At 63.5% G+C, this 17734-nt stretch carries 16 protein-coding genes; 9 read left to right on the top strand and 7 right to left on the bottom strand.

The features are described from left to right. The first annotated feature begins 78 nt into the window (after nucleotides 1–78). On the top strand, nucleotides 79–1050 hold the full coding sequence (locus IFT98_RS14630; RefSeq protein WP_192050290.1) for an NADPH:quinone reductase: 972 nt from the start codon (nucleotides 79–81) through the stop codon (nucleotides 1048–1050). A 42-nt stretch (nucleotides 1051–1092) separates the two neighbouring features. Here the strand turns inward: IFT98_RS14630 and IFT98_RS14635 are convergent, their stop codons facing one another. The 3 genes from IFT98_RS14635 to IFT98_RS14645 all read right to left on the bottom strand — a co-directional run bounded on the left by IFT98_RS14635 (nucleotide 1093) and on the right by IFT98_RS14645 (nucleotide 3935). Beyond that, complete coding sequence (locus IFT98_RS14635) at nucleotides 1093–1647, bottom strand: L-threonylcarbamoyladenylate synthase (protein WP_122480061.1); 555 nt, start codon at nucleotides 1645–1647, stop codon at nucleotides 1093–1095. 37 nt (nucleotides 1648–1684) lie between these two features. Further along, nucleotides 1685–2791 (bottom strand): DNA-processing protein DprA, encoded by a 1107-nt coding sequence (gene dprA, locus IFT98_RS14640; RefSeq protein ID WP_192050287.1) that lies wholly within the window; start codon nucleotides 2789–2791, stop codon nucleotides 1685–1687. 118 nt (nucleotides 2792–2909) lie between these two features. Beyond that, nucleotides 2910–3935: a LysM peptidoglycan-binding domain-containing protein gene (locus tag IFT98_RS14645; protein ID WP_122716106.1), complete on the bottom strand. Its 1026-nt coding sequence runs from the start codon at nucleotides 3933–3935 to the stop codon at nucleotides 2910–2912. A 71-nt stretch (nucleotides 3936–4006) separates the two neighbouring features. Here IFT98_RS14645 and def point away from each other — a divergent pair, with 71 nt between their 5' ends. From def to trkA, 4 genes are all read left to right on the top strand, one after another. Next, nucleotides 4007–4513: a peptide deformylase gene (gene def / locus IFT98_RS14650; protein WP_192050285.1), complete on the top strand. Its 507-nt coding sequence runs from the start codon at nucleotides 4007–4009 to the stop codon at nucleotides 4511–4513. An 88-nt stretch (nucleotides 4514–4601) separates the two neighbouring features. Next, nucleotides 4602–5534, top strand: a complete 933-nt coding sequence (gene fmt, locus IFT98_RS14655; protein WP_192050283.1) for a methionyl-tRNA formyltransferase — start codon at nucleotides 4602–4604, stop codon at nucleotides 5532–5534. Continuing rightward, complete coding sequence (gene rsmB, locus IFT98_RS14660) at nucleotides 5531–6844, top strand: 16S rRNA (cytosine(967)-C(5))-methyltransferase RsmB (protein WP_192050281.1); 1314 nt, start codon at nucleotides 5531–5533, stop codon at nucleotides 6842–6844. The genes fmt and rsmB overlap by 4 nt, the downstream gene beginning before the upstream one ends. 13 nt (nucleotides 6845–6857) lie before the next feature. Beyond that, complete coding sequence (gene trkA / locus IFT98_RS14665; RefSeq protein ID WP_122480055.1) at nucleotides 6858–8231, top strand: Trk system potassium transporter TrkA; 1374 nt, start codon at nucleotides 6858–6860, stop codon at nucleotides 8229–8231. A gap of 75 nt (nucleotides 8232–8306) precedes the next feature. Here trkA and IFT98_RS14670 read toward each other — a convergent pair whose 3' ends face one another. Then, nucleotides 8307–9194 carry a lysophospholipid acyltransferase gene (locus IFT98_RS14670; protein WP_192050279.1) on the bottom strand — a complete coding sequence of 296 codons (888 nt, stop codon included), beginning with the start codon at nucleotides 9192–9194 and terminating at the stop codon, nucleotides 8307–8309. A 37-nt stretch (nucleotides 9195–9231) separates the two neighbouring features. After that, complete coding sequence (locus IFT98_RS14675; RefSeq protein WP_192050278.1) at nucleotides 9232–9783, bottom strand: DNA-3-methyladenine glycosylase I; 552 nt, start codon at nucleotides 9781–9783, stop codon at nucleotides 9232–9234. A gap of 83 nt (nucleotides 9784–9866) precedes the next feature. Between IFT98_RS14675 and glyQ the strand changes: the two genes are divergently transcribed. Genes glyQ through IFT98_RS14695 form a run of 4 tightly spaced genes read left to right on the top strand, consistent with a single transcriptional unit; the run spans nucleotide 9867 to nucleotide 14193 of the window. Next, the gene (gene glyQ, locus IFT98_RS14680; protein WP_043193756.1) at nucleotides 9867–10820 is read left to right on the top strand and encodes a glycine--tRNA ligase subunit alpha; all 954 of its coding nucleotides are present in this window, start codon (nucleotides 9867–9869) and stop codon (nucleotides 10818–10820) included. Further along, nucleotides 10817–12871: a glycine--tRNA ligase subunit beta gene (gene glyS / locus IFT98_RS14685; RefSeq protein ID WP_122799669.1), complete on the top strand. Its 2055-nt coding sequence runs from the start codon at nucleotides 10817–10819 to the stop codon at nucleotides 12869–12871. Before glyQ ends, glyS begins: the two co-directional genes overlap by 4 nt. 3 nt (nucleotides 12872–12874) lie before the next feature. Further along, nucleotides 12875–13408, top strand: a complete 534-nt coding sequence (gene gmhB, locus IFT98_RS14690) for a D-glycero-beta-D-manno-heptose 1,7-bisphosphate 7-phosphatase (protein ID WP_192050276.1) — start codon at nucleotides 12875–12877, stop codon at nucleotides 13406–13408. Nucleotides 13409–13422: 14 nt separating this feature from the next. Continuing rightward, nucleotides 13423–14193, top strand: coding sequence for a lysophospholipid acyltransferase family protein (locus IFT98_RS14695; RefSeq protein WP_192050274.1), 771 nt, complete (start codon nucleotides 13423–13425; stop codon nucleotides 14191–14193). Between the two features lie 185 nt (nucleotides 14194–14378). Here the strand turns inward: IFT98_RS14695 and IFT98_RS14700 are convergent, their stop codons facing one another. Continuing rightward, nucleotides 14379–15998 carry an MFS transporter gene (locus IFT98_RS14700; protein ID WP_122716097.1) on the bottom strand — a complete coding sequence of 540 codons (1620 nt, stop codon included), beginning with the start codon at nucleotides 15996–15998 and terminating at the stop codon, nucleotides 14379–14381. A gap of 67 nt (nucleotides 15999–16065) precedes the next feature. Further along, nucleotides 16066–17718, bottom strand: coding sequence for a GMC family oxidoreductase (locus tag IFT98_RS14705; RefSeq protein ID WP_192050272.1), 1653 nt, complete (start codon nucleotides 17716–17718; stop codon nucleotides 16066–16068). Nucleotides 17719–17734 lie beyond the last annotated feature (16 nt).

The raw sequence follows: 17734 nt of genomic DNA on the forward strand, positions 1-17734 counted from the left end.
TCACCGCGTGCGGCAGTTGACGCCGGTCAAGCAAAGGCGTCCGATAGGCCTTCGCCCAACGACAGCAGGAGTGAGCAGATGGCAAAGCGTATCCAGTTCGGTTCCACCGGCGGCCCGGAAGTCCTCGAGTTCGTCGACTTCGAGCCCAGGCAACCGGGCCCGCAGGACATTCGCGTACGCAATCACGCCGTGGGCGTGAACTACATCGACAACTACTTCCGCAGCGGCCTGTACCCGGCGCCACTGCCTTCGGGCCTGGGCACCGAGGCCGCTGGCGTGGTCGAAGCGGTGGGCAGCGAGGTGGACCGGTTCAAGGTCGGCGACCGTGTGGCCTATGCCGGTGGCCCCCTGGGCGCCTACAGCGATCTGCACGTGCTGCCGGCGGCCATGGCCGTGCACCTGCCGCCGAGCATCAGCTTCGAACAGGCCGCTGCGGTGATGCTCAAGGGCCTGACCGTGCAATACCTGCTGCGCCAGACCTACAAGGTCGAGGCCGGCGAAACCATTCTGTTCCATGCCGCCGCCGGTGGGGTGGGCTCGCTGGCCTGCCAATGGGCGGCGGCGCTGGGCGTGAAGCTGATCGGTACCGTCAGTTCGACCGCCAAGGCCGAACGGGCCAAGGCTCTGGGCGCCTGGGAGGTGATCGACTACAGCCACGAAGACGTGGCCAAGCGGGTGCTCGAATTGACCGACGGCAAGAAATGCCCGGTGGTGTACGACGGTGTTGGCAAGGACACCTGGGAAACCTCGCTGGACTGCCTCCAGCCGCGCGGCTTGATGGTCAGCTTCGGCAATGCGTCGGGCGCGGTCAGTGGGGTCAACCTGGGCATTCTGTCGCAGAAGGGCTCGCTGTACGTAACCCGGCCGACCCTGGCCAGCTATGCCGTGCCCGGTACAGTACAGGGCATGGCCGACGAGCTGTTCGCGATGATCGCCAGCGGCAAGCTCAAGGTCGACGTCAGCCAGCAGTACGCACTCAGCGATGCCGCCAAGGCGCAGACCGCGCTCGCCGCGCGCGAGACGGTGGGCTCGACCATCCTGCTGCCGTGAAACCAGGCAGGGAGCCCCATCAAGGCGGCTCCCTCGCCGGCCTCAGGGCCTGATCACTTCACCGGTGATCAAGTCGCGAATCACGCTCGGGCTTTTCCGCCCACCCAGCGCGCCGCCCAGCACGACGTCCACTTCGCCACGAAAGTACTGCTCCACACGCAGGCGGCTGCGCGCGGCCGGGCGTCCTTGGCGATTGGCGGAGGTCGACACCAGCGGCCCGACCAGCGCACACAGTTCCCGTACCTGCGGGTGATCGCTCACGCGCAGCGCGACGGAATCGTGAATACCGGTGATCCATTCGGGCAGCAGGCCTTGGTGAGGCACCAGCCAGGTGTTCGGGCCGGGCCAGGTACTGGCCATCCGATCAATCCACTCTTCGGGAAAATCCTCGAACAGAAAGTCGAATTGGCGGATGTTGTCAGCGATCAGGATCAGGCCCTTGTCGACCGAGCGCTCCTTGATGGCCAGCAAGCGGTACACCGCTTCTTCGTCCCACGGATCGCAACCCAATCCCCAGACAGCTTCGGTAGGGTAGGCGATCACCGCGCCCGCTCGGATCTCGCGCGCCGCTTGTTGCACACGCCAACTGCTCACCATCTGCTGTCACTCCCATTGAAGACTGCCGCCAGTGTACTTAGCTGGCCCGTGCAAACCAACGTCCCGCCTGACTGACCACGCGCCCCTGCATCTCCAGCTCGGTAAGTTGCGCCATCACCTGCGGCAGTGGCCATCCCAGCGCCGCGGCCAAACCTTCGGTGGTGTGCGCGGCCGCCACCAGCACCTTCAGCAGCGGATCGGCGACCTGGGCTGGCACCAACGGCGTGACCGGTGGCAGACGCTGCCAGCCCTGCAACCCCTCCAGAATATGATCGATGGTCTCGACCAGTTGCGCGCCGTCGCGGATCAACTGGTGACAACCGCGTGCGCCGGGGTGATGAATCGAACCGGGCAGCGCCCACACTTCGCGGCCATGCTCGGCGGCCAGCCTTGCGGTGATCAGCGAACCGCTGGCCGGGCTGGCCTCGATGACCAGCACCCCCAGGGACAAGCCGCTGATGATCCGATTGCGGCGGGGAAAATTGCCCGGCTGCGCCTGCGCGTCGAGGGGAAACTCGGAAACCAGTGCGCCCTTTTGCTCGACGATGGCCTGGGCGAGCGCGCGATGCTTCTGTGGATAAAGTTTTTCCAGACCGGTGCCCAATACCCCGATGGTATGCCCACCCACCTCCAGTGCACCTTGATGAGCTGCCCCGTCCACGCCCAGGGCCAGGCCGCTGGTGATGGCAAATCCCGCCGCTGCCAGGCTGCGAGCGAATGCCCGGGCGTTGTCCAGGCCGGGCGGCGAGGCGCGGCGACTGCCGACCACGGCAATCTGCGGCTGCTCCAGCACACTGGGATCGCCGCGTACGAACAGCAGCGGTGGTGGGTCGGCGATTTCCTTGAGCAGGGCGGGGTAGTCGGATTGGTCCCACATCAGCAAATGCTGGTGCGGGCCCTCCAGCCAGGCCATTGCAGCCGCAGCGTTGCGATGGATGCAGGGGTCGCGGCGGGCCTGGGCGCTGGCGTCGCTGCAACCGGCACCGCGCCATTGCACGACCGGCGCATCGAGCGCCGAACGTGCGCTGCCAAAGTGCGCGACAAGCTTGTGGAAGCGTTGCGAGCCGATTTCCGGGAGCAAGTGCAAGCGCAGGCGCGCCTCGAGTTCGGAAATGGCGTGTGTAGCGGTATCGAAAAGCGGCATCCGATCATCCTTGAATCGGCAGGCCCGCAGACAGCTGGACAAGCTGTGGATAACTCTGTGCACAAAAGTATCGGAAAGCGACCGGCCATGACCCTGTCATGTCCGGTGCCGGTATGCGCTACGGGTTGCCTACCTTGTCCATCACTGCCAGCGAGCGGTTGGCGTTGAGGATCAAACCATAGCTCAGCTTTTCATAAGTGCGGAACACCATGAGCAACCCGGAACGCTCGTCGGGGACCTTGACCTGCTCGCCGGTGATACGATCGCGCACTGTTTCGCCGGTCTTGTACACCGCCAGAACGTTGCCTTCGCGCAGCCCGTCGCGCGTTCCGCGGTTCAAGGTGACCACGTCGTACTTGCCGATCTGTGTAACACCTCGTGGTACATCAATGATCACACCACGGATGTCCGTCTCTGGCGCGCTGGGGAAAAACGTCGAATTGACCGCACGTTGTTCGTCGCTGAACAGCCGGTCGCCCAGGCGGACCTCCTCGCGCGAGCGTTGCAGTACCAGGGTGGAGATGTCCCCCTCGGTCGCGACGATTTCGCCGCCCCCGATGTTGTCGGCGTTGATCCCCAGAAACTCCTGGGTGTCGGGGTCGGTGTAGGTCTTGCCCTGGCGGAAGATGCCGTACACCGATTGCGCCGGGTCGAATGCGCCACGGGCGTAGATACGGTCGCCCATGCCGCTGAGCACGCGCTCGGCATTACCGGCCACGATGTAGGGCGCGGCGTTGAACTGTTCAGCCGAATCCATGATGCGGTTGGTGAGCAGGAAGCTGTTGATCGATTCCAGCGGGATGCTTGGAATGGCCTCGGCCACGGGTGTGGTGCGGACCCTGGGCGAGAGCTTGATGGTGCCACGCGAAGCGCCACGTTCGAGCATCAGTTGTGGCTGGCCGTTGACGAAGCCCAGCACCAGCGAATCGCCAGGGTAGATCAGGTCCGGGTTGGCGATCTGCGGGTTGGCGTGCCAGAGGTGTGGCCACTGCCACGGCTGGCTGAGAAACTTCCCGGAAATGTCCCACAACGTATCGCCACGCACCACGGTGTAGCGCTGTGGGTAGCCGTCCCTGAGCTGCACTTGCGCCTGCGCCAGGCCGGCCATTGCCAGCATCAGCAGGGCGAGTAGTGATTTCCTCATGCCGTGAATCCCTTTATCATGTCTGCTCACGCGAAATAACGACTTTACCTCACAGTGCAGCACATACGCATATGGCTATTTTAAACATCCTCGAATTTCCAGACCCGCGCCTGCGTACCGTCGCCAAGCCGGTCACGGTGGTGGACGACAGCGTTCGCCGGCTTGTCGATGACATGTTTGAAACCATGTACGACGCGCCTGGCATCGGTTTGGCCGCCACTCAGATCAACGTGCACAAGCGCATCGTGGTCATGGACCTGTCCGAAGATCGCAGCGAACCACGGGTGTTCATCAACCCCGAGTTCGAGTCGCTGACCGACGAGATGGACCAGTACCAGGAAGGTTGCCTGTCGGTGCCCGGCTTCTACGAGAACGTCGATCGTCCGCAGAAGGTCAAGGTCACCGCACTGGACCGCGACGGCAAACCCTACGAACTGATCGCCGAAGGCCTGCTGGCCGTGTGCATCCAGCACGAGTGCGATCACCTCAACGGCAAGCTGTTCGTCGACTACCTGTCCAACCTCAAGCGCGACCGTATCAAGAAAAAGCTGGAAAAACTGCACAAGCAGCAGGCCTGATTCCCCCCCCTGTGGGCGCGGGGCGGCCGGCGAGCCCCGCGCCCACAGCATCCGCGCTTGCCCCCGACCCACTACCAGCGAGAACTCCATGCGCATCGTCTTCGCGGGCACTCCCGAGTTTGCCGCCGAACACCTCAAGGCCCTGTTGGCCACCTCGCACGACATCGTTGCCGTCTATACCCAGCCTGACCGCCCGGCCGGGCGGGGGCAGAAACTCATGCAAAGCCCGGTCAAGCAATTGGCCCAGGAGCACGGCATTCCCGTCCTGCAGCCAGCGACCCTGCGCGACCCCCAGGCCCAGGCCGAGCTGCGCGCGCTGGCACCGGATTTGATGGTGGTGGTCGCCTATGGCCTGATCCTGCCGCAGGCGGTGCTCGACATTCCGCCGCTGGGCTGCATCAACAGTCATGCCTCGCTGCTGCCGCGCTGGCGCGGAGCGGCACCGATCCAGCGGGCGATCCAGGCGGGCGATGCCCACAGCGGCGTCACCGTGATGCGCATGGAGGCAGGTCTGGATACCGGCCCGATGCTGCTCAAGGTCAGCACCCCGATCGACGCCCACGACACCGGCGGCAGCCTGCACGACCGCTTGGCGCAGATGGGCCCACCGGCCGTGGTCCAGGCCATTGCCGGCCTGGCCGCCGCTACCCTGCAGGGCGAAACGCAGGACGACAGCTTGGCCAACTACGCCCACAAGCTGGACAAGAACGAAGCGCGCATCGACTGGACCCAGCCGGCCGTGGTACTCGAACGCCTGGTGCGGGCGTTTTTCCCCTGGCCTGTCTGCCACAGCACCTTGAATGGCGAGGCGCTGAAGGTGCTGGCCGCAGCACTGGCCGAAGGCAGCGGCCGGCCCGGCGAAATCATCCAGGTCGACAAGGACGGGCTGACCATCGCCTGCGGTGAACAGGCCCTGCGCCTGACCCGTCTGCAGTTGCCGGGGGGCAAGCCGCTCGGCTTTGCTGATCTGTTCAACAGCCGCCGCGATCGTTTCGTGGTCGGCACGGTGCTGGGCCAATGAACCCGCGTCTGGCGGCGGCCCGTGCCTTGGCGACGGTACTCAGTGGCAAGGCCTCGCTCAACAGCTCCCTGCCCAGAGAGCTGGACAAGGTCGACGCGCGCGACCGTGGGCTTACCCAAGACCTGGCATTCGGCACCGCCCGCTGGCAGCCCCGTCTCGACGCGCTGGCCGAGCGCCTGCTGCAAAAGCCTTTCAAGGCCGCCGATGCCGATGTGCATGCCTTGCTCCTGGTCGGTCTCTACCAGCTGCTGTACACCCGAGTTCCGGCCCATGCCGCGATCGGCGAAACCGTTGGCTGTGCCGGCAAGCTGAAGAAGCCCTGGGCCAAGGCGCTGCTCAATGCCGTACTGCGCCGAGCCCAGCGTGAAAGCGAGGCGATTCTTGCCGAACTCGAGCGCGACCCGGTGGTGCGCACGGCCCACCCGCGCTGGCTGCAGAAATCGCTGAAAGCCTTCTGGCCCGAGCAGTGGGAAGCTATCTGTGCCGCCAACAACGCGCATCCGCCGATGATCCTGCGGGTCAACCGTCGCCATCACCCGCGTGATGCCTACCTGGGCCTGCTTGCCGAGCAAGGCGTGGCCGCCCAGGCATGCGTCTACAGCCGTGATGGCATCGTCCTGGCAGAAGCCTGTGACGTGCGCGGGCTGCCCGGTTTCAGCGAAGGCTGGATCAGCGTCCAGGATGAAGCGGCGCAGCTGGCCGCCGAGCTGCTCGACCTGAAGCCCGGTCAACGGGTACTCGACGCCTGCTGCGCGCCGGGCGGTAAGACCTGCCACATTCTGGAGGCCGAACCGACCCTGGCCGCTGTGGTAGCGGTCGATCTCGAGGAAAAGCGCCTGGTCCGGGTTCGCGAAAACCTGCAACGGTTGGGGCTGCAAGCCCAGCTGATCGCGGCCGATGGCCGCGATACCCAAGCCTGGTGGGACGGCCAGCCGTTCCAGCGGATCCTGCTCGACGCCCCTTGTTCGGCCACCGGCGTGATCCGTCGCCACCCCGACATCAAGCTGACCCGCCAGCCAGACGACATTCCAGCCCTGGCCGTGCTGCAAGGCCAGCTGCTCGACGCCCTGTGGCCGACCCTGGAGGTTGGCGGGACGCTGCTCTATGCCACTTGCTCGACACTGCCCACGGAAAATACCGAGGTCATCGAAGCGTTCCTGGCGCGCACGCCCGGCGCCCGCGAGCTCGACCTTTCCATTTGCGCCGGCATCAAGCAGACCCATGGTCGCCAATTGCTGGCACAAGAAGGCGGTCACGATGGCTTCTACTATGCCAAGCTGATCAAGATCGCCGCCGTAAGCGGCCACTGACGGGGAGTAACGGATGAAGATCATCATCCTGGGCGCAGGTCAGGTGGGCGGTACTCTCGCCGAGCACCTGGCCGGCGAGGCCAACGACATCACCGTGGTCGATACCGACGCCGAACGCCTGCGCAACCTTGGCGATCGTCTGGACATCCGCACCGTGCAGGGACGCGGCTCGTATCCGACAGTGCTGCGCCAGGCCGGCGCCGACGACGCCGACATGCTGGTGGCGGTGACCAACAGCGACGAGACCAACATGGTCGCCTGTCAGGTGGCCTACACCCTGTTTCATACCCCGACCAAGATCGCCCGGGTGCGCGAGTCGGCCTATCTCACCCGCGCCGGCCTGTTCAACAACGATGCCATTCCGGTGGATGTGCTGATCAGCCCGGAACAGGTAGTGACCAACTACATCAAGCGCCTGATCGAATACCCCGGCGCCCTGCAGGTCATCGACTTCGCTGGCGGCAAGGCGCAGCTGGTGGCGGTCAAGGCCTACTACGGCGGCCCGCTGGTGGGTCAGCAATTGCGGCAGATTCGTCACCACATGCCCAAGGTCGATACACGGGTGGCTGCCATCTTTCGCCGCGACCGGCCGATCCTGCCGCGCGGCGATACGGTGATCGAGGCCGATGACGAGGTGTTCTTCATCGCGGCCCGCGAAGACATTCGTGCGGTGATGAGCGAACTGCGCCGGGTCGACCAGAGCAACAAGCGCGTGGTCATCGCCGGCGGCGGGCAGATCGGCGAGCGCCTGGCGGAGGCCATCGAAAGCCGCTACCAGGTGAAAATCATCGAGATGAACCCAGCGCGCTGCCGCTACCTGTCCGATACCTTGGACAGCACCGTGGTGCTGCAGGGCAGCGCCTCCGACCGCGACCTGATGCTCGAAGAAAACATCGCCCAGGCCGATATCTTCCTGGCCCTGACCAACGACGACGAAGCCAACATCATGTCCTCGTTGCTGGCCAAGCGCCTGGGCGCGCGCAAGGTCATGACCATCATCAACAACCCGGCCTACGTGGATCTGGTCCAGGGAGGCGAAATCGACATCGCCCTGAGCCCGCAACTGGCAACCATCGGTACCCTGCTGGCGCACGTACGGCGCGGCGATATCGTCAGTGTGCATTCGCTGCGCCGAGGCGCTGCCGAAGCCATCGAGGCGATTGCCCATGGCGACGCGCGTTCGAGCAAGGTGATCGGCAAGCCCATCGAAACCATCGACCTGCCGCCGGGAACGACGATCGGCGCGATCATCCGCGATGACCAGGTGATCATCGCGCACAGCGACACGGTGATCGAGGCCGGTGACCACGTGATCCTGTTCGTCGTGGACAAGAAATACATCCGCGACGTCGAGAAGCTATTCCACGTCGGCCTGAGCTTCTTCTGACCCCCGCTTCCTGTGGGGGCAGGGCAGGCGGCTGAGCCCTCTGCCCGCGAAGAAGCCCCCACGCCAGCCGCTAACTCAATACCACCTGGCCTCACCCGCCGGCCGCTTCTTGAAGCGCTTCATGCTCCACATGTACTGGCTCGGATAGGCCCTCACGTACTTCTCGACCACCGCGCTCATGGACGCCACCGAGGTGTACGTGTCGGTGCTGTACATCGCCTCGGGTGCCGCTTCCAGGATCACCTTGTAGCCCGAGCCATCGGGCAGGCGCACGGCATGCAGGAACACGCCGACGGCCTTGCCGCCGGCGAGCATGTTGGGCACGAACTTGCTGGTCAGCGCCAGGGTGCCGAGAAACGGCACGAACAGCCCGGCCGATTCGGCCGGTTCCGGGTCGGCGGGAATGCCCACCTGGCCACCCTTGCGCACCTCCTTGATGACACTGAGGATGCCTTCCTTGGTCGAGGCCGCGACGCGGTTGCCCAACTGCACCCGTTGCTTGCGCAACAGCTCGTCCACCGCCTTGAGCTTGGGCGGACGGTAGAAAATGATCGGCTTGCACTGGTTGCAGTAGAAGTGATTGAGCACTTCCCAGTTGCCCAGGTGGCTGGTGATGCCGACCACGCCCTTGCCCGACGCGAGGGCATCCTTGAGCACGTCCAGGCCTTCGACCTCGCGCACCAGGTCGAGCGAGCGCTGGGCCGGCCAGATCCAGGCACAGGCGCTTTCGGTCAGGGTCTTGCCGATGTCCATCAGGCTGCGTCCTGCAAGGCGCTCGCGCTCGGCAGCGTCCATGTCCGGAAAACACTTGGCCAGGTTGATGCGCACCACCTCGCGAGAGCGGTTGGGCAGCTTCCACATCAACCAGCCGATGGCCGTGCCGACCCACTGCACGGTGCGCCATGGCAGCAGCGCGAACAACCGCAAGGCACCGACCATCAGCGCCCCTTTGAACTTATCCACAGATCACTCCTTAATTGCCCAGGCGCCCATTCTAGCCTCAGCCGGCCAGCTCGGCGTAGCGGTCGCAATTCTGGGTGTGGTCCATGACCATCCCCGAGGCCTGCATGAAGGCGTAGCAAATGGTCGGCCCTACGAAAGTGAAACCGGCTTTCTTCAAGGCCTTGCTCATGGCTCGGGCCTCTTCGGTTTCAGTGGGGATCTCGCTGCGATCGCGACGATGGTTGACCCGCGGCTGCCCACCGACGAACGACCAGAGAAAAGCCACCGGGTCTTCGAGCTGCAGCCAGGCGCGGGCGTTCTTGCGTACACCGTTGATTTTGAGCCGATTGCGCACGATGCCCGGATCCTGCATCAGCCCCTCGATCTCCTCGTCACTGAGCTGCGCGAGACGTTGCGGGTCGAAGCCGTGGAGCACCTGCCTATAGCGTTCACGCTTGCGCAGCACGGTGATCCACGACAGACCGGCCTGGAACCCTTCCAGCGAAAGCAACTCGAACAGGGCGCCCGCCTCGCGCAGCGGCACGCCCCATTCAAGGTCATGGTAGGCCTGGTACAAGGGGTCTTGGGTACACCAAAAGCAGCGAGGCATTAGGGCTCCATGGGTAGAGGCGCCGCGGATTCGCGGTATACTCCCGCTCTTTATATTCGCAGCCCTAGAAACAGGTGAATTTCGTGAGCCAGCCTACGCCAGCCGTGCGTACCTTCCAAGACTTGATCCTCGCCCTCCAGCAATACTGGGCCGAGCAAGGTTGTGTGGTGCTTCAGCCCTACGATATGGAAGTGGGCGCCGGCACTTTTCATACCGCCACGTTCCTGCGCGCCGTGGGCCCGGAAACCTGGAATGCCGCTTACGTGCAACCCAGCCGCCGTCCGACCGATGGCCGCTATGGCGAGAACCCCAACCGCCTGCAGCACTACTATCAGTTCCAGGTGGTTCTGAAGCCCAACCCGGACAACTTCCAGGAGCTGTACCTGGGCTCGCTCAAGCACATCGGCCTCGATCCTCTGGTGCACGACGTCCGTTTCGTCGAAGACAACTGGGAGTCGCCGACCCTGGGCGCCTGGGGCCTGGGCTGGGAGGTCTGGCTCAACGGCATGGAAGTCACCCAGTTCACCTATTTCCAGCAGGCGGGCGGCATCGAATGCTATCCGGTCACCGGCGAGATCACCTACGGCCTGGAACGCCTGGCCATGTACCTGCAGGGCGTCGATTCGGTCTACGACCTGGTGTGGGCCGATGGCCCGTTCGGCAAGGTGACCTACGGTGACGTGTTCCACCAGAACGAGGTGGAGCAGTCTACCTACAACTTCGAGCACGCCAACGTCGACAAACTCTTCGAGCTGTTCGATTTCTACGAAAGCGAGGCCAAGCGCCTGCTCGAACTGGACCAGCCACTGCCGCTGCCCAGCTATGAAATGGTCTTGAAGGCGTCCCACACCTTCAACCTGCTCGATGCTCGCCGCGCCATTTCGGTCACCGCACGCCAGCAGTACATCCTGCGCGTGCGGACCCTGGCCCGTGGCGTGGCACAGGCCTACCTGATGGCCCGTGCCAAGCTGGGTTTCCCCATGGCGACCCCCGATCTGCGAGATGAAGTATTGGCCAAGCTGGAGGCTGCGCAATGAGTGCTCAAGATTTTCTGGTCGAGCTGGGCACCGAAGAGCTGCCACCCAAGGCCCTCAACACCCTGGCCGACGCCTTCCTGGCCGGCATCGAGAAAGGCCTGCAGGCCGCCGGCCTGAACTACAGCGCCAAGAACGTCTACGCCGCGCCACGCCGTCTGGCCGTGCTGATCACCGGCCTGGATACCCAGCAGCCGGACCGCAGCATCAATCTCGACGGCCCGCCGCTGCAGGCCGCCTTCAATGCCGAAGGCGAGCCGACCCAGGCCGCACTGGGCTTTGCCAAGAAATGCGGAGTGGATCTCAGCGAGATCGACCGCAGCGGACCCAAGCTGCGCTTCAGCCAGAACATCGTCGGCAAGCCCACGGCCAGCCTGCTGCCGACCATCGTCGAAGACTCCCTCAACGACCTGCCGATTCCCAAGCGCATGCGCTGGGGCGCGCGCAAGGAAGAATTCGTGCGGCCGACCCAGTGGCTGGTGATGCTGCTGGGCGACGAGGTCGTCGATTGCACGATCCTGGCCCAGAAGGCCGGGCGTGAATCGCGCGGTCACCGTTTCCATCACCCGCAGAACGTGCGCATCAGCTCGCCTGCTGGCTACCGCGAAGACATGCGCAAGGCCTACGTGCTGGCCGATGCCCACGAACGCCGTGAACTGATTGCCCGACGTACCGCCGAGCTGGCCACCCAGCAGGAAGGCAGCGCCATCGTCCCACCGGCGCTGCTGGACGAAGTGACGGCCTTGGTGGAGTGGCCCGTGCCGCTGGTGTGTTCGTTCGAGGAACGCTTCCTGGATGTCCCGCAGGAAGCGCTGATCACCACCATGCAGGACAACCAGAAGTATTTCTGCCTGCTCAATGCCGACGGCAAACTGCTGCCGCGTTTCATCACCGTGGCCAACATCGAGAGCAAGGACCCGCGCCAGATCGTCGAGGGCAACGAGAAAGTCGTGCGTCCACGCCTGACCGATGCCGAGTTCTTCTTCAACCAGGACAAGAAGCAACCGCTGGAAGCCTTCAACAAACGCCTGGAAAACGTGGTGTTCCAGGCGCAGTTGGGCAGTGTCTACGACAAGGCCGTGCGGGTTTCCAAACTGGCGGCCTACATTGCTTCGCGCATTGGTGGCGATGCCCAGCGCGCTACGCGAGCAGGCCTGCTGTCGAAGTGCGACCTGGCCACGGAAATGGTCGGCGAGTTCCCGGAAATGCAGGGCGTGGCGGGCTATTACTACGCGCTCAACGCCGGCGAGCCCGAAGACGTCGCGCTGGCACTCAACGAGCAGTACATGCCTCGTGGCGCCGGCGCCGAGCTGCCCAGCACCCTGACCGGTGCGGCCGTGGCCATCGCCGACAAGCTTGACACCCTGGTCGGCATCTTCGGCATCGGCATGCTGCCCACTGGCAGCAAGGACCCCTATGCCCTGCGTCGCGCGGCTTTGGGCGTGCTGCGCATCCTGATCGAAAAGCAGCTGGACCTGAACCTCAACGAAGCCGTGAGCTTCGCCGTCTCGGCCTTCGGTACCCAGGTCAAGTCGGCCGGGCTTGCCGAGCAGGTGCAGGAGTTCATCTTCGATCGCCTGCGCGCTCGCTACGAAGACGAGGGCATCGATGTGGCCACTTATCTTTCGGTGCGTGCCCTGCAACCCGGTTCGGCATTGGATTTCGATCAGCGTGTGCAGGCGGTCCAGGCGTTCCGCCGGTTGCCCGAAGCCGCCGCGCTGGCTGCCGTCAACAAGCGCGTCTCGAACCTGTTGAGCAAGGCCGACGGCAAGGTCGCCGCTACCGTGGAGCCCAAGTACTTCGACAACGCCAACGAGTTCTCGCTGTACTCGGCCATCACCCAGGCCGACCATGCGGTAGCGCCGATGGCTGCCGAGCGTCGCTACAACGAAGCCCTGACCCGTCTGGCCGCCCTGCGCGAGCCGGTGGACGCATTCTTCGAAGCAGTGATGGTCAATGCCGAGGATGCCAACGTACGGGCCAACCGCTATGCCTTGCTGGCACGGCTGCGCGGCCTGTTCCTGGGCGTTGCCGACATTTCGTTGCTGGGGTAGGCCTTGAAACTGCTGATTCTCGATCGCGACGGGGTCATCAATCATGACTCCGATGCCTACATCAAATCAGTTGCCGAATGGCTGCCATTGCCTGGCGCGATCGAGGCCATTGCGCAGTTGCACCAGGCGGGCTGGACGGTCGCCGTCGCGACCAACCAGTCCGGCCTGGCGCGCGGCTACTACGATCTGGCCACCCTCGATGCCATGCACGCTCACCTGCGCACGCTGGTCGCGGAGCAGGGCGGCGAGGTCGGCCTGATCGTGCATTGTCCCCATGGTCCGGATGACCAGTGCGCCTGCCGCAAACCGCGGCCGGGTTTGCTGCAGCGCATTGCTGCCCACTATGACGTGCCCCTGACCGGGGTTTGGTTCGTCGGTGACAGCCTGAGCGATCTGCACGCCGCAACGGCAGTGGCTGCTCAACCCGTGCTGGTGAAGACCGGCAAGGGACTGCGCACCCTGACCCAGGAGCTGCCTGCGGGAACCCTGATTTTCGATGACCTGGCGGCAGTCGCCAGGCACCTTATCCACACTTGACGGTATCCACCGCTATGTCGATCCTGCGGGCAATCAGAATCTTTGCCTTTTATCTGCTTCTGGGCAGCAGCGCCTTGCTGTGGTGCACCCTGAGCTTTTTCATCGCGCCCTTTCTGTCCTTCAAGGCGCGCTACCGCTTCATCAACGTCTACTGGTGCCGCTGTGCGCTGTGGCTGACGCGCGTCATGCTGGGCATCGACGTACGGGTGAAGGGTGCGGAAAACGTTCCGCAGACCCCATGCGTCATCGTTTCCAACCACCAGAGCACATGGGAAACCTTTTTCCTGTCCGCCTACTTCCAGCCCCTGAGCCAGGTGCTCAAACGCGAGCTGCTGTTCGTGCCGTTCTTTGGCTGGGCCATGGCCATGTTGCGTCCTATCGCCATCGACCGCGACAACCCCAAGTCGGCGCTCAAGGAAGTTGCCAGCAAGGGCGATACGCTGCTGAAGGACGGCGTCTGGGTACTGATCTTCCCGGAAGGTACGCGTGTGCCGTACGGTCAGATCGGCAAATTCACCCGCAGTGGCAGTGCCCTGGCGGTGAACGCGGAGTTGCCGGTGTTGCCCATTGCCCACAATGCCGGGCGCTACTGGCCCAAGGAGGGCTGGAACAAGCATCGTGGCACCATCGAAGTGGTCATCGGGGCACCCATGTACGCCGAAGGCACCGGACCGCGGGCCATTGCGGCCTTGAACGAGCGCGTTCAGGCCTGGAACGAGCACACTCAACAAGCCATCGGTGCGCTGCCGGAGCATCCGCAGACCACACCCACGCCGGTCATCTAGTTTCTGTGGATAACTTGTGTATTGTTTTTCGCGTCAAGTCTTCGAAAGCTGCGTAACCGCTTGTTGAATATGCAGTTTTCAAAACCTTCCAAAACCCGGCAATTGGTGCATAAGTTTTTTGCACGACGGTGAAAGGCTCGATTTTTCGAGCCTTTCACCGCCAACTTCGAACCAGACCTCAGACCTCAGACCTTGTCCAGGTCCACGTGCCGTGTTTCCTTCAAACAGAACATCCCCACCACGAAGCTGATACCGGTCACCAGCACCGGGTACCACAGTCCGTAGAAGATATCCCCCGTGTACACCACCAGCGCGAACGAGACCGTGGGCAGGAATCCGCCGAACCAGCCGTTGCCTATGTGGTAGGGCAGGGACAAGGAGGTGTAGCGGATGCGGGTGGGGAAGAGCTCGACCATCACCGCTGCCAGCGGCCCATAGGTCATCGTGGCAATCAGAATCATGGCGACGATGATCAGCACCACCATGGGCTGATTGACCAGGCTTGAATCGGCTTTGGCGGGATAGCCTGCCTGGGCGATGGCCGCACGCAGGGCTGGCTCATCGTAGCCGTTGATCCGTTGCTCACCGACCGTGATTGCCACATCCGTGCCGTCGACCGGCGCTGCCGAGCTGTACGGCACACCCGACTTGATCAGCAGCGTCTTGACCTTGTCGCAGGGGCTGTCGAATTTGGCCTTGCCCACTGGGTCGAACTGGAAGGTGCACGTCGAAGGGTCCGCCATCACTGTGACCGGCGAGTTGCGGGTGGCATTGTCGATCTGCGGGTTGGCGTAGTGACTCAAACCCTTGAACAGGGGGAAGTAGGCGAAGGTCGCCAGCAGCAGGCCAAGCATCAGGATGGGTTTGCGTCCGACACGGTCGGACAGCCAACCGAAGAACACGAAGAACGGTGCACCGATGACCACACTGATGATCAGCAACTGGTTGGCTAGCGCCGGGTCCATCTTGAGCATCTGCGTCAGAAAGAACAGCACATAGAACTGCGCACAGTAGAACGTCACTGCCTGCCCCGCATTGATGCTGAACAACGCGGTCAGCACGATCTTCAGGTTCTGCCAGGAACCGAACGACTCGCGGATCGGCGATTTACTGGTCTTGCCCTCGGCCTTCATCTTGGTGAACGTAGGCGATTCGCTCAGACTCAGGCGGATCCAGGTAGAAATGCCCAGCAGTACGATCGACAGCAGGAACGGCAGGCGCCAGCCCCAAACTTCGAATTGATCGCCACTGATATAGCGGCTGCCCATTACCACCAGCAATGACAGCAGCAGGCCCAGGGTGGCTGTCGACTGGATCCAGCCGGTGTGGAAACCACGTTTTTTCTGCGGGGCATGTTCGGCCACGTACGTCGCTGCGCCGCCATACTCGCCGCCCAGGGCCAGACCCTGAAGCATGCGCAACAGCACCAGGATGATCGGCGCGGCAATACCGATGCTGGCATAGGTCGGCAGCAATCCCACCGCAAAGGTCGAGACGCCCATCAGGATGATGGTCATTAGGAAGGTGTACTTGCGCCCGATCATGTCGCCCAGGCGTCCGAACACCAAGGCACCGAAGGGTCGCACCAGGAAGCCTGCGGCAAACGCCATCAGGGCGAAGATGAAGGCTGTGGTCTCGTTCACTCCGGCGAAGAACTGCTTGCTGATCACCGCAGCCAGGGCGCCGTACAGGAAGAAGTCGTACCATTCGAAAACCGTCCCCAGCGACGATGCGAAGATGATCTTCTTCTCGTCCCGGTTCACGGCAGGCGCTGCCGCCGCGCCGTGTTGCAGATAATCCGCCATATTGCCATCCTCAGTGATTATTGTTGTTGTTCCACTGTTGCCTTTCCCGAGTACTGCCTGCGCTCGGTCAAATCGTTTCCGGCACCTGCAGCGCCGTGGCCGGCATGGCCTCCAGCGGCTGCGGGTGCAGAATCATCTGCGCTGCCTTTTCGGCGATCATCACCGTCGGCGAGCAGGTATTGCCCGAGACGATTTCCGGCATGATCGACGCGTCTGCCACGCGCAGCCCCTGCACGCCGCGAACCTTGAGCTGCGCATCCACCACCGCCAGGGTGTCGCTGCCCATGCGACAGGTGCCTGCTGGATGAAAGATAGTCGTTCCTATGCGTCCTGCTGCAGCGCGCAGCGCTTCTTCACTCTGCACGTCCACGCCTGGCAGGTATTCCTGCGGAGCAAAGCCTTGCAGGGCCGAGCCCCGGACGATCTTGCGCGTCAGGCGTATGGCATCGATCGCCACCTGCAGATCGTCAGGATGGCTGAGGTAGTTGGGATCGATCAGCGGCGCTGCGTCCGGATCGGCCGAGCTGATATCGACGCGCCCGCGGCTCCTGGGTCGAAGGTTGCACACCGAAGCTGTGAACGCGGGAAACCGGTGCAGCGGCTCGCCGAAACGTTCCAGCGACAGCGGCTGCACGTGGTACTGAAGATTGGGGGAGGGCTGCTCGGGGCTCGAGCGCACGAACGCGCCCAGCTGACTCGGCGCCATCGCCAGCGGCCCGCTGCGGTCGTAGAGGTAACGCATACCCATGCCGAACTTGCCCCACAGGCTGTTGGCAACCTGGTTGAGGGTACGTGCGTTGCTGACTTTGTACACTAGCCGCAACTGCAGATGATCCTGCAGATTGCCACCCACGCCAGGCAGCTCGTGCTGCACATCGATGCCCAGGCGTTCGAGCAAGGGCCGGGGGCCAATGCCGGAGCGCTGGAGAATGTTCGGCGAGCCGATTGCGCCGGCGCACAGAATGATCTCTGCGCGCGACTCGAACCGATGGTCGGCGCCCTGCCAGCGGGCAGCCACCGCATGGGCACGGCCGTCTTGCAGCAGCACCTTGTCCACCCGCACGCCAGTATGTACCGTCAGATTCGACCGTTTAAGTGCGGGACGCAGGAAAGCCTTGGTCGAATTCCAGCGCACACCGGACTTCTGATTGACCTGAAAATAACCGCAACCCTGGTTGTCTCCGGTGTTGAAGTCTTCGATGCTGGCGATCCCGGACTCGGCCGCCGCACTGCGGAAGGCGTCGAGAATGGGCCAGCGATAGCGCTGCTGCTCGACTCGCCACTCGCCCTCGGCGCTGTGGAACTCGGAGTCGCCGGCATGATGGTTTTCGCTCTTGCGAAACAGCGGAAGGACGTCTTTCCAGCCCCAGCCAGGATTGCCCAAGGCCTCCCAGCGATCATAGTCGCTGGACTGACCGCGCATGTAGATCATGCCATTGATCGACGAGCAGCCGCCCAGCACCTTGCCCCGAGGGTAGTTGAGGCTGCGGCCGTCGAGGCCTGGTTGTGGCTGGGTCTTGAAGCACCAGTCGGTGCGGGGATTACCGATACAGAACAGATAACCGACCGGGATGTGGATCCAGGCATAGTTGTCCCGGCCGCCTGCCTCGAGCAACAGCACCTTTACCGAAGGGTCGGCCGACAGTCGATTGGCAAGCAGACAACCTGCAGGACCTGCGCCGACAATGATGTAGTCATAGACAGATGGGACTGATGGCATGGTGTACTCCGCGCCG

This window comes from Pseudomonas sp. CFBP 8770, from assembly GCF_014841705.1.
Classification (GTDB): Bacteria; Pseudomonadota; Gammaproteobacteria; order Pseudomonadales; family Pseudomonadaceae; genus Aquipseudomonas.

Bases quoted from the DNA above. Each gene is read 5' to 3' on its own strand.
- fmt (WP_192050283.1), top strand. From the start codon at position 4,602: ATGCGCATCGTCTTCGCGGGCACTCCCGAGTTTGCCGCCGAACACCTC.
- rsmB (WP_192050281.1), top strand. From the start codon at position 5,531: ATGAACCCGCGTCTGGCGGCGGCCCGTGCCTTGGCGACGGTACTCAGT.
- dprA (WP_192050287.1), bottom strand. From the start codon at position 2,791: ATGCCGCTTTTCGATACCGCTACACACGCCATTTCCGAACTCGAGGCG.
- IFT98_RS14700 (WP_122716097.1), bottom strand. From the start codon at position 15,998: ATGGCGGATTATCTGCAACACGGCGCGGCGGCAGCGCCTGCCGTGAAC.
- IFT98_RS14705 (WP_192050272.1), bottom strand. From the start codon at position 17,718: ATGCCATCAGTCCCATCTGTCTATGACTACATCATTGTCGGCGCAGGT.
- trkA (WP_122480055.1), top strand. From the start codon at position 6,858: ATGAAGATCATCATCCTGGGCGCAGGTCAGGTGGGCGGTACTCTCGCC.
- IFT98_RS14695 (WP_192050274.1), top strand. From the start codon at position 13,423: ATGTCGATCCTGCGGGCAATCAGAATCTTTGCCTTTTATCTGCTTCTG.
- IFT98_RS14635 (WP_122480061.1), bottom strand. From the start codon at position 1,647: ATGGTGAGCAGTTGGCGTGTGCAACAAGCGGCGCGCGAGATCCGAGCG.
- IFT98_RS14675 (WP_192050278.1), bottom strand. From the start codon at position 9,783: ATGCCTCGCTGCTTTTGGTGTACCCAAGACCCCTTGTACCAGGCCTAC.
- IFT98_RS14630 (WP_192050290.1), top strand. From the start codon at position 79: ATGGCAAAGCGTATCCAGTTCGGTTCCACCGGCGGCCCGGAAGTCCTC.
- def (WP_192050285.1), top strand. From the start codon at position 4,007: ATGGCTATTTTAAACATCCTCGAATTTCCAGACCCGCGCCTGCGTACC.
- IFT98_RS14645 (WP_122716106.1), bottom strand. From the start codon at position 3,935: ATGAGGAAATCACTACTCGCCCTGCTGATGCTGGCAATGGCCGGCCTG.
- glyS (WP_122799669.1), top strand. From the start codon at position 10,817: ATGAGTGCTCAAGATTTTCTGGTCGAGCTGGGCACCGAAGAGCTGCCA.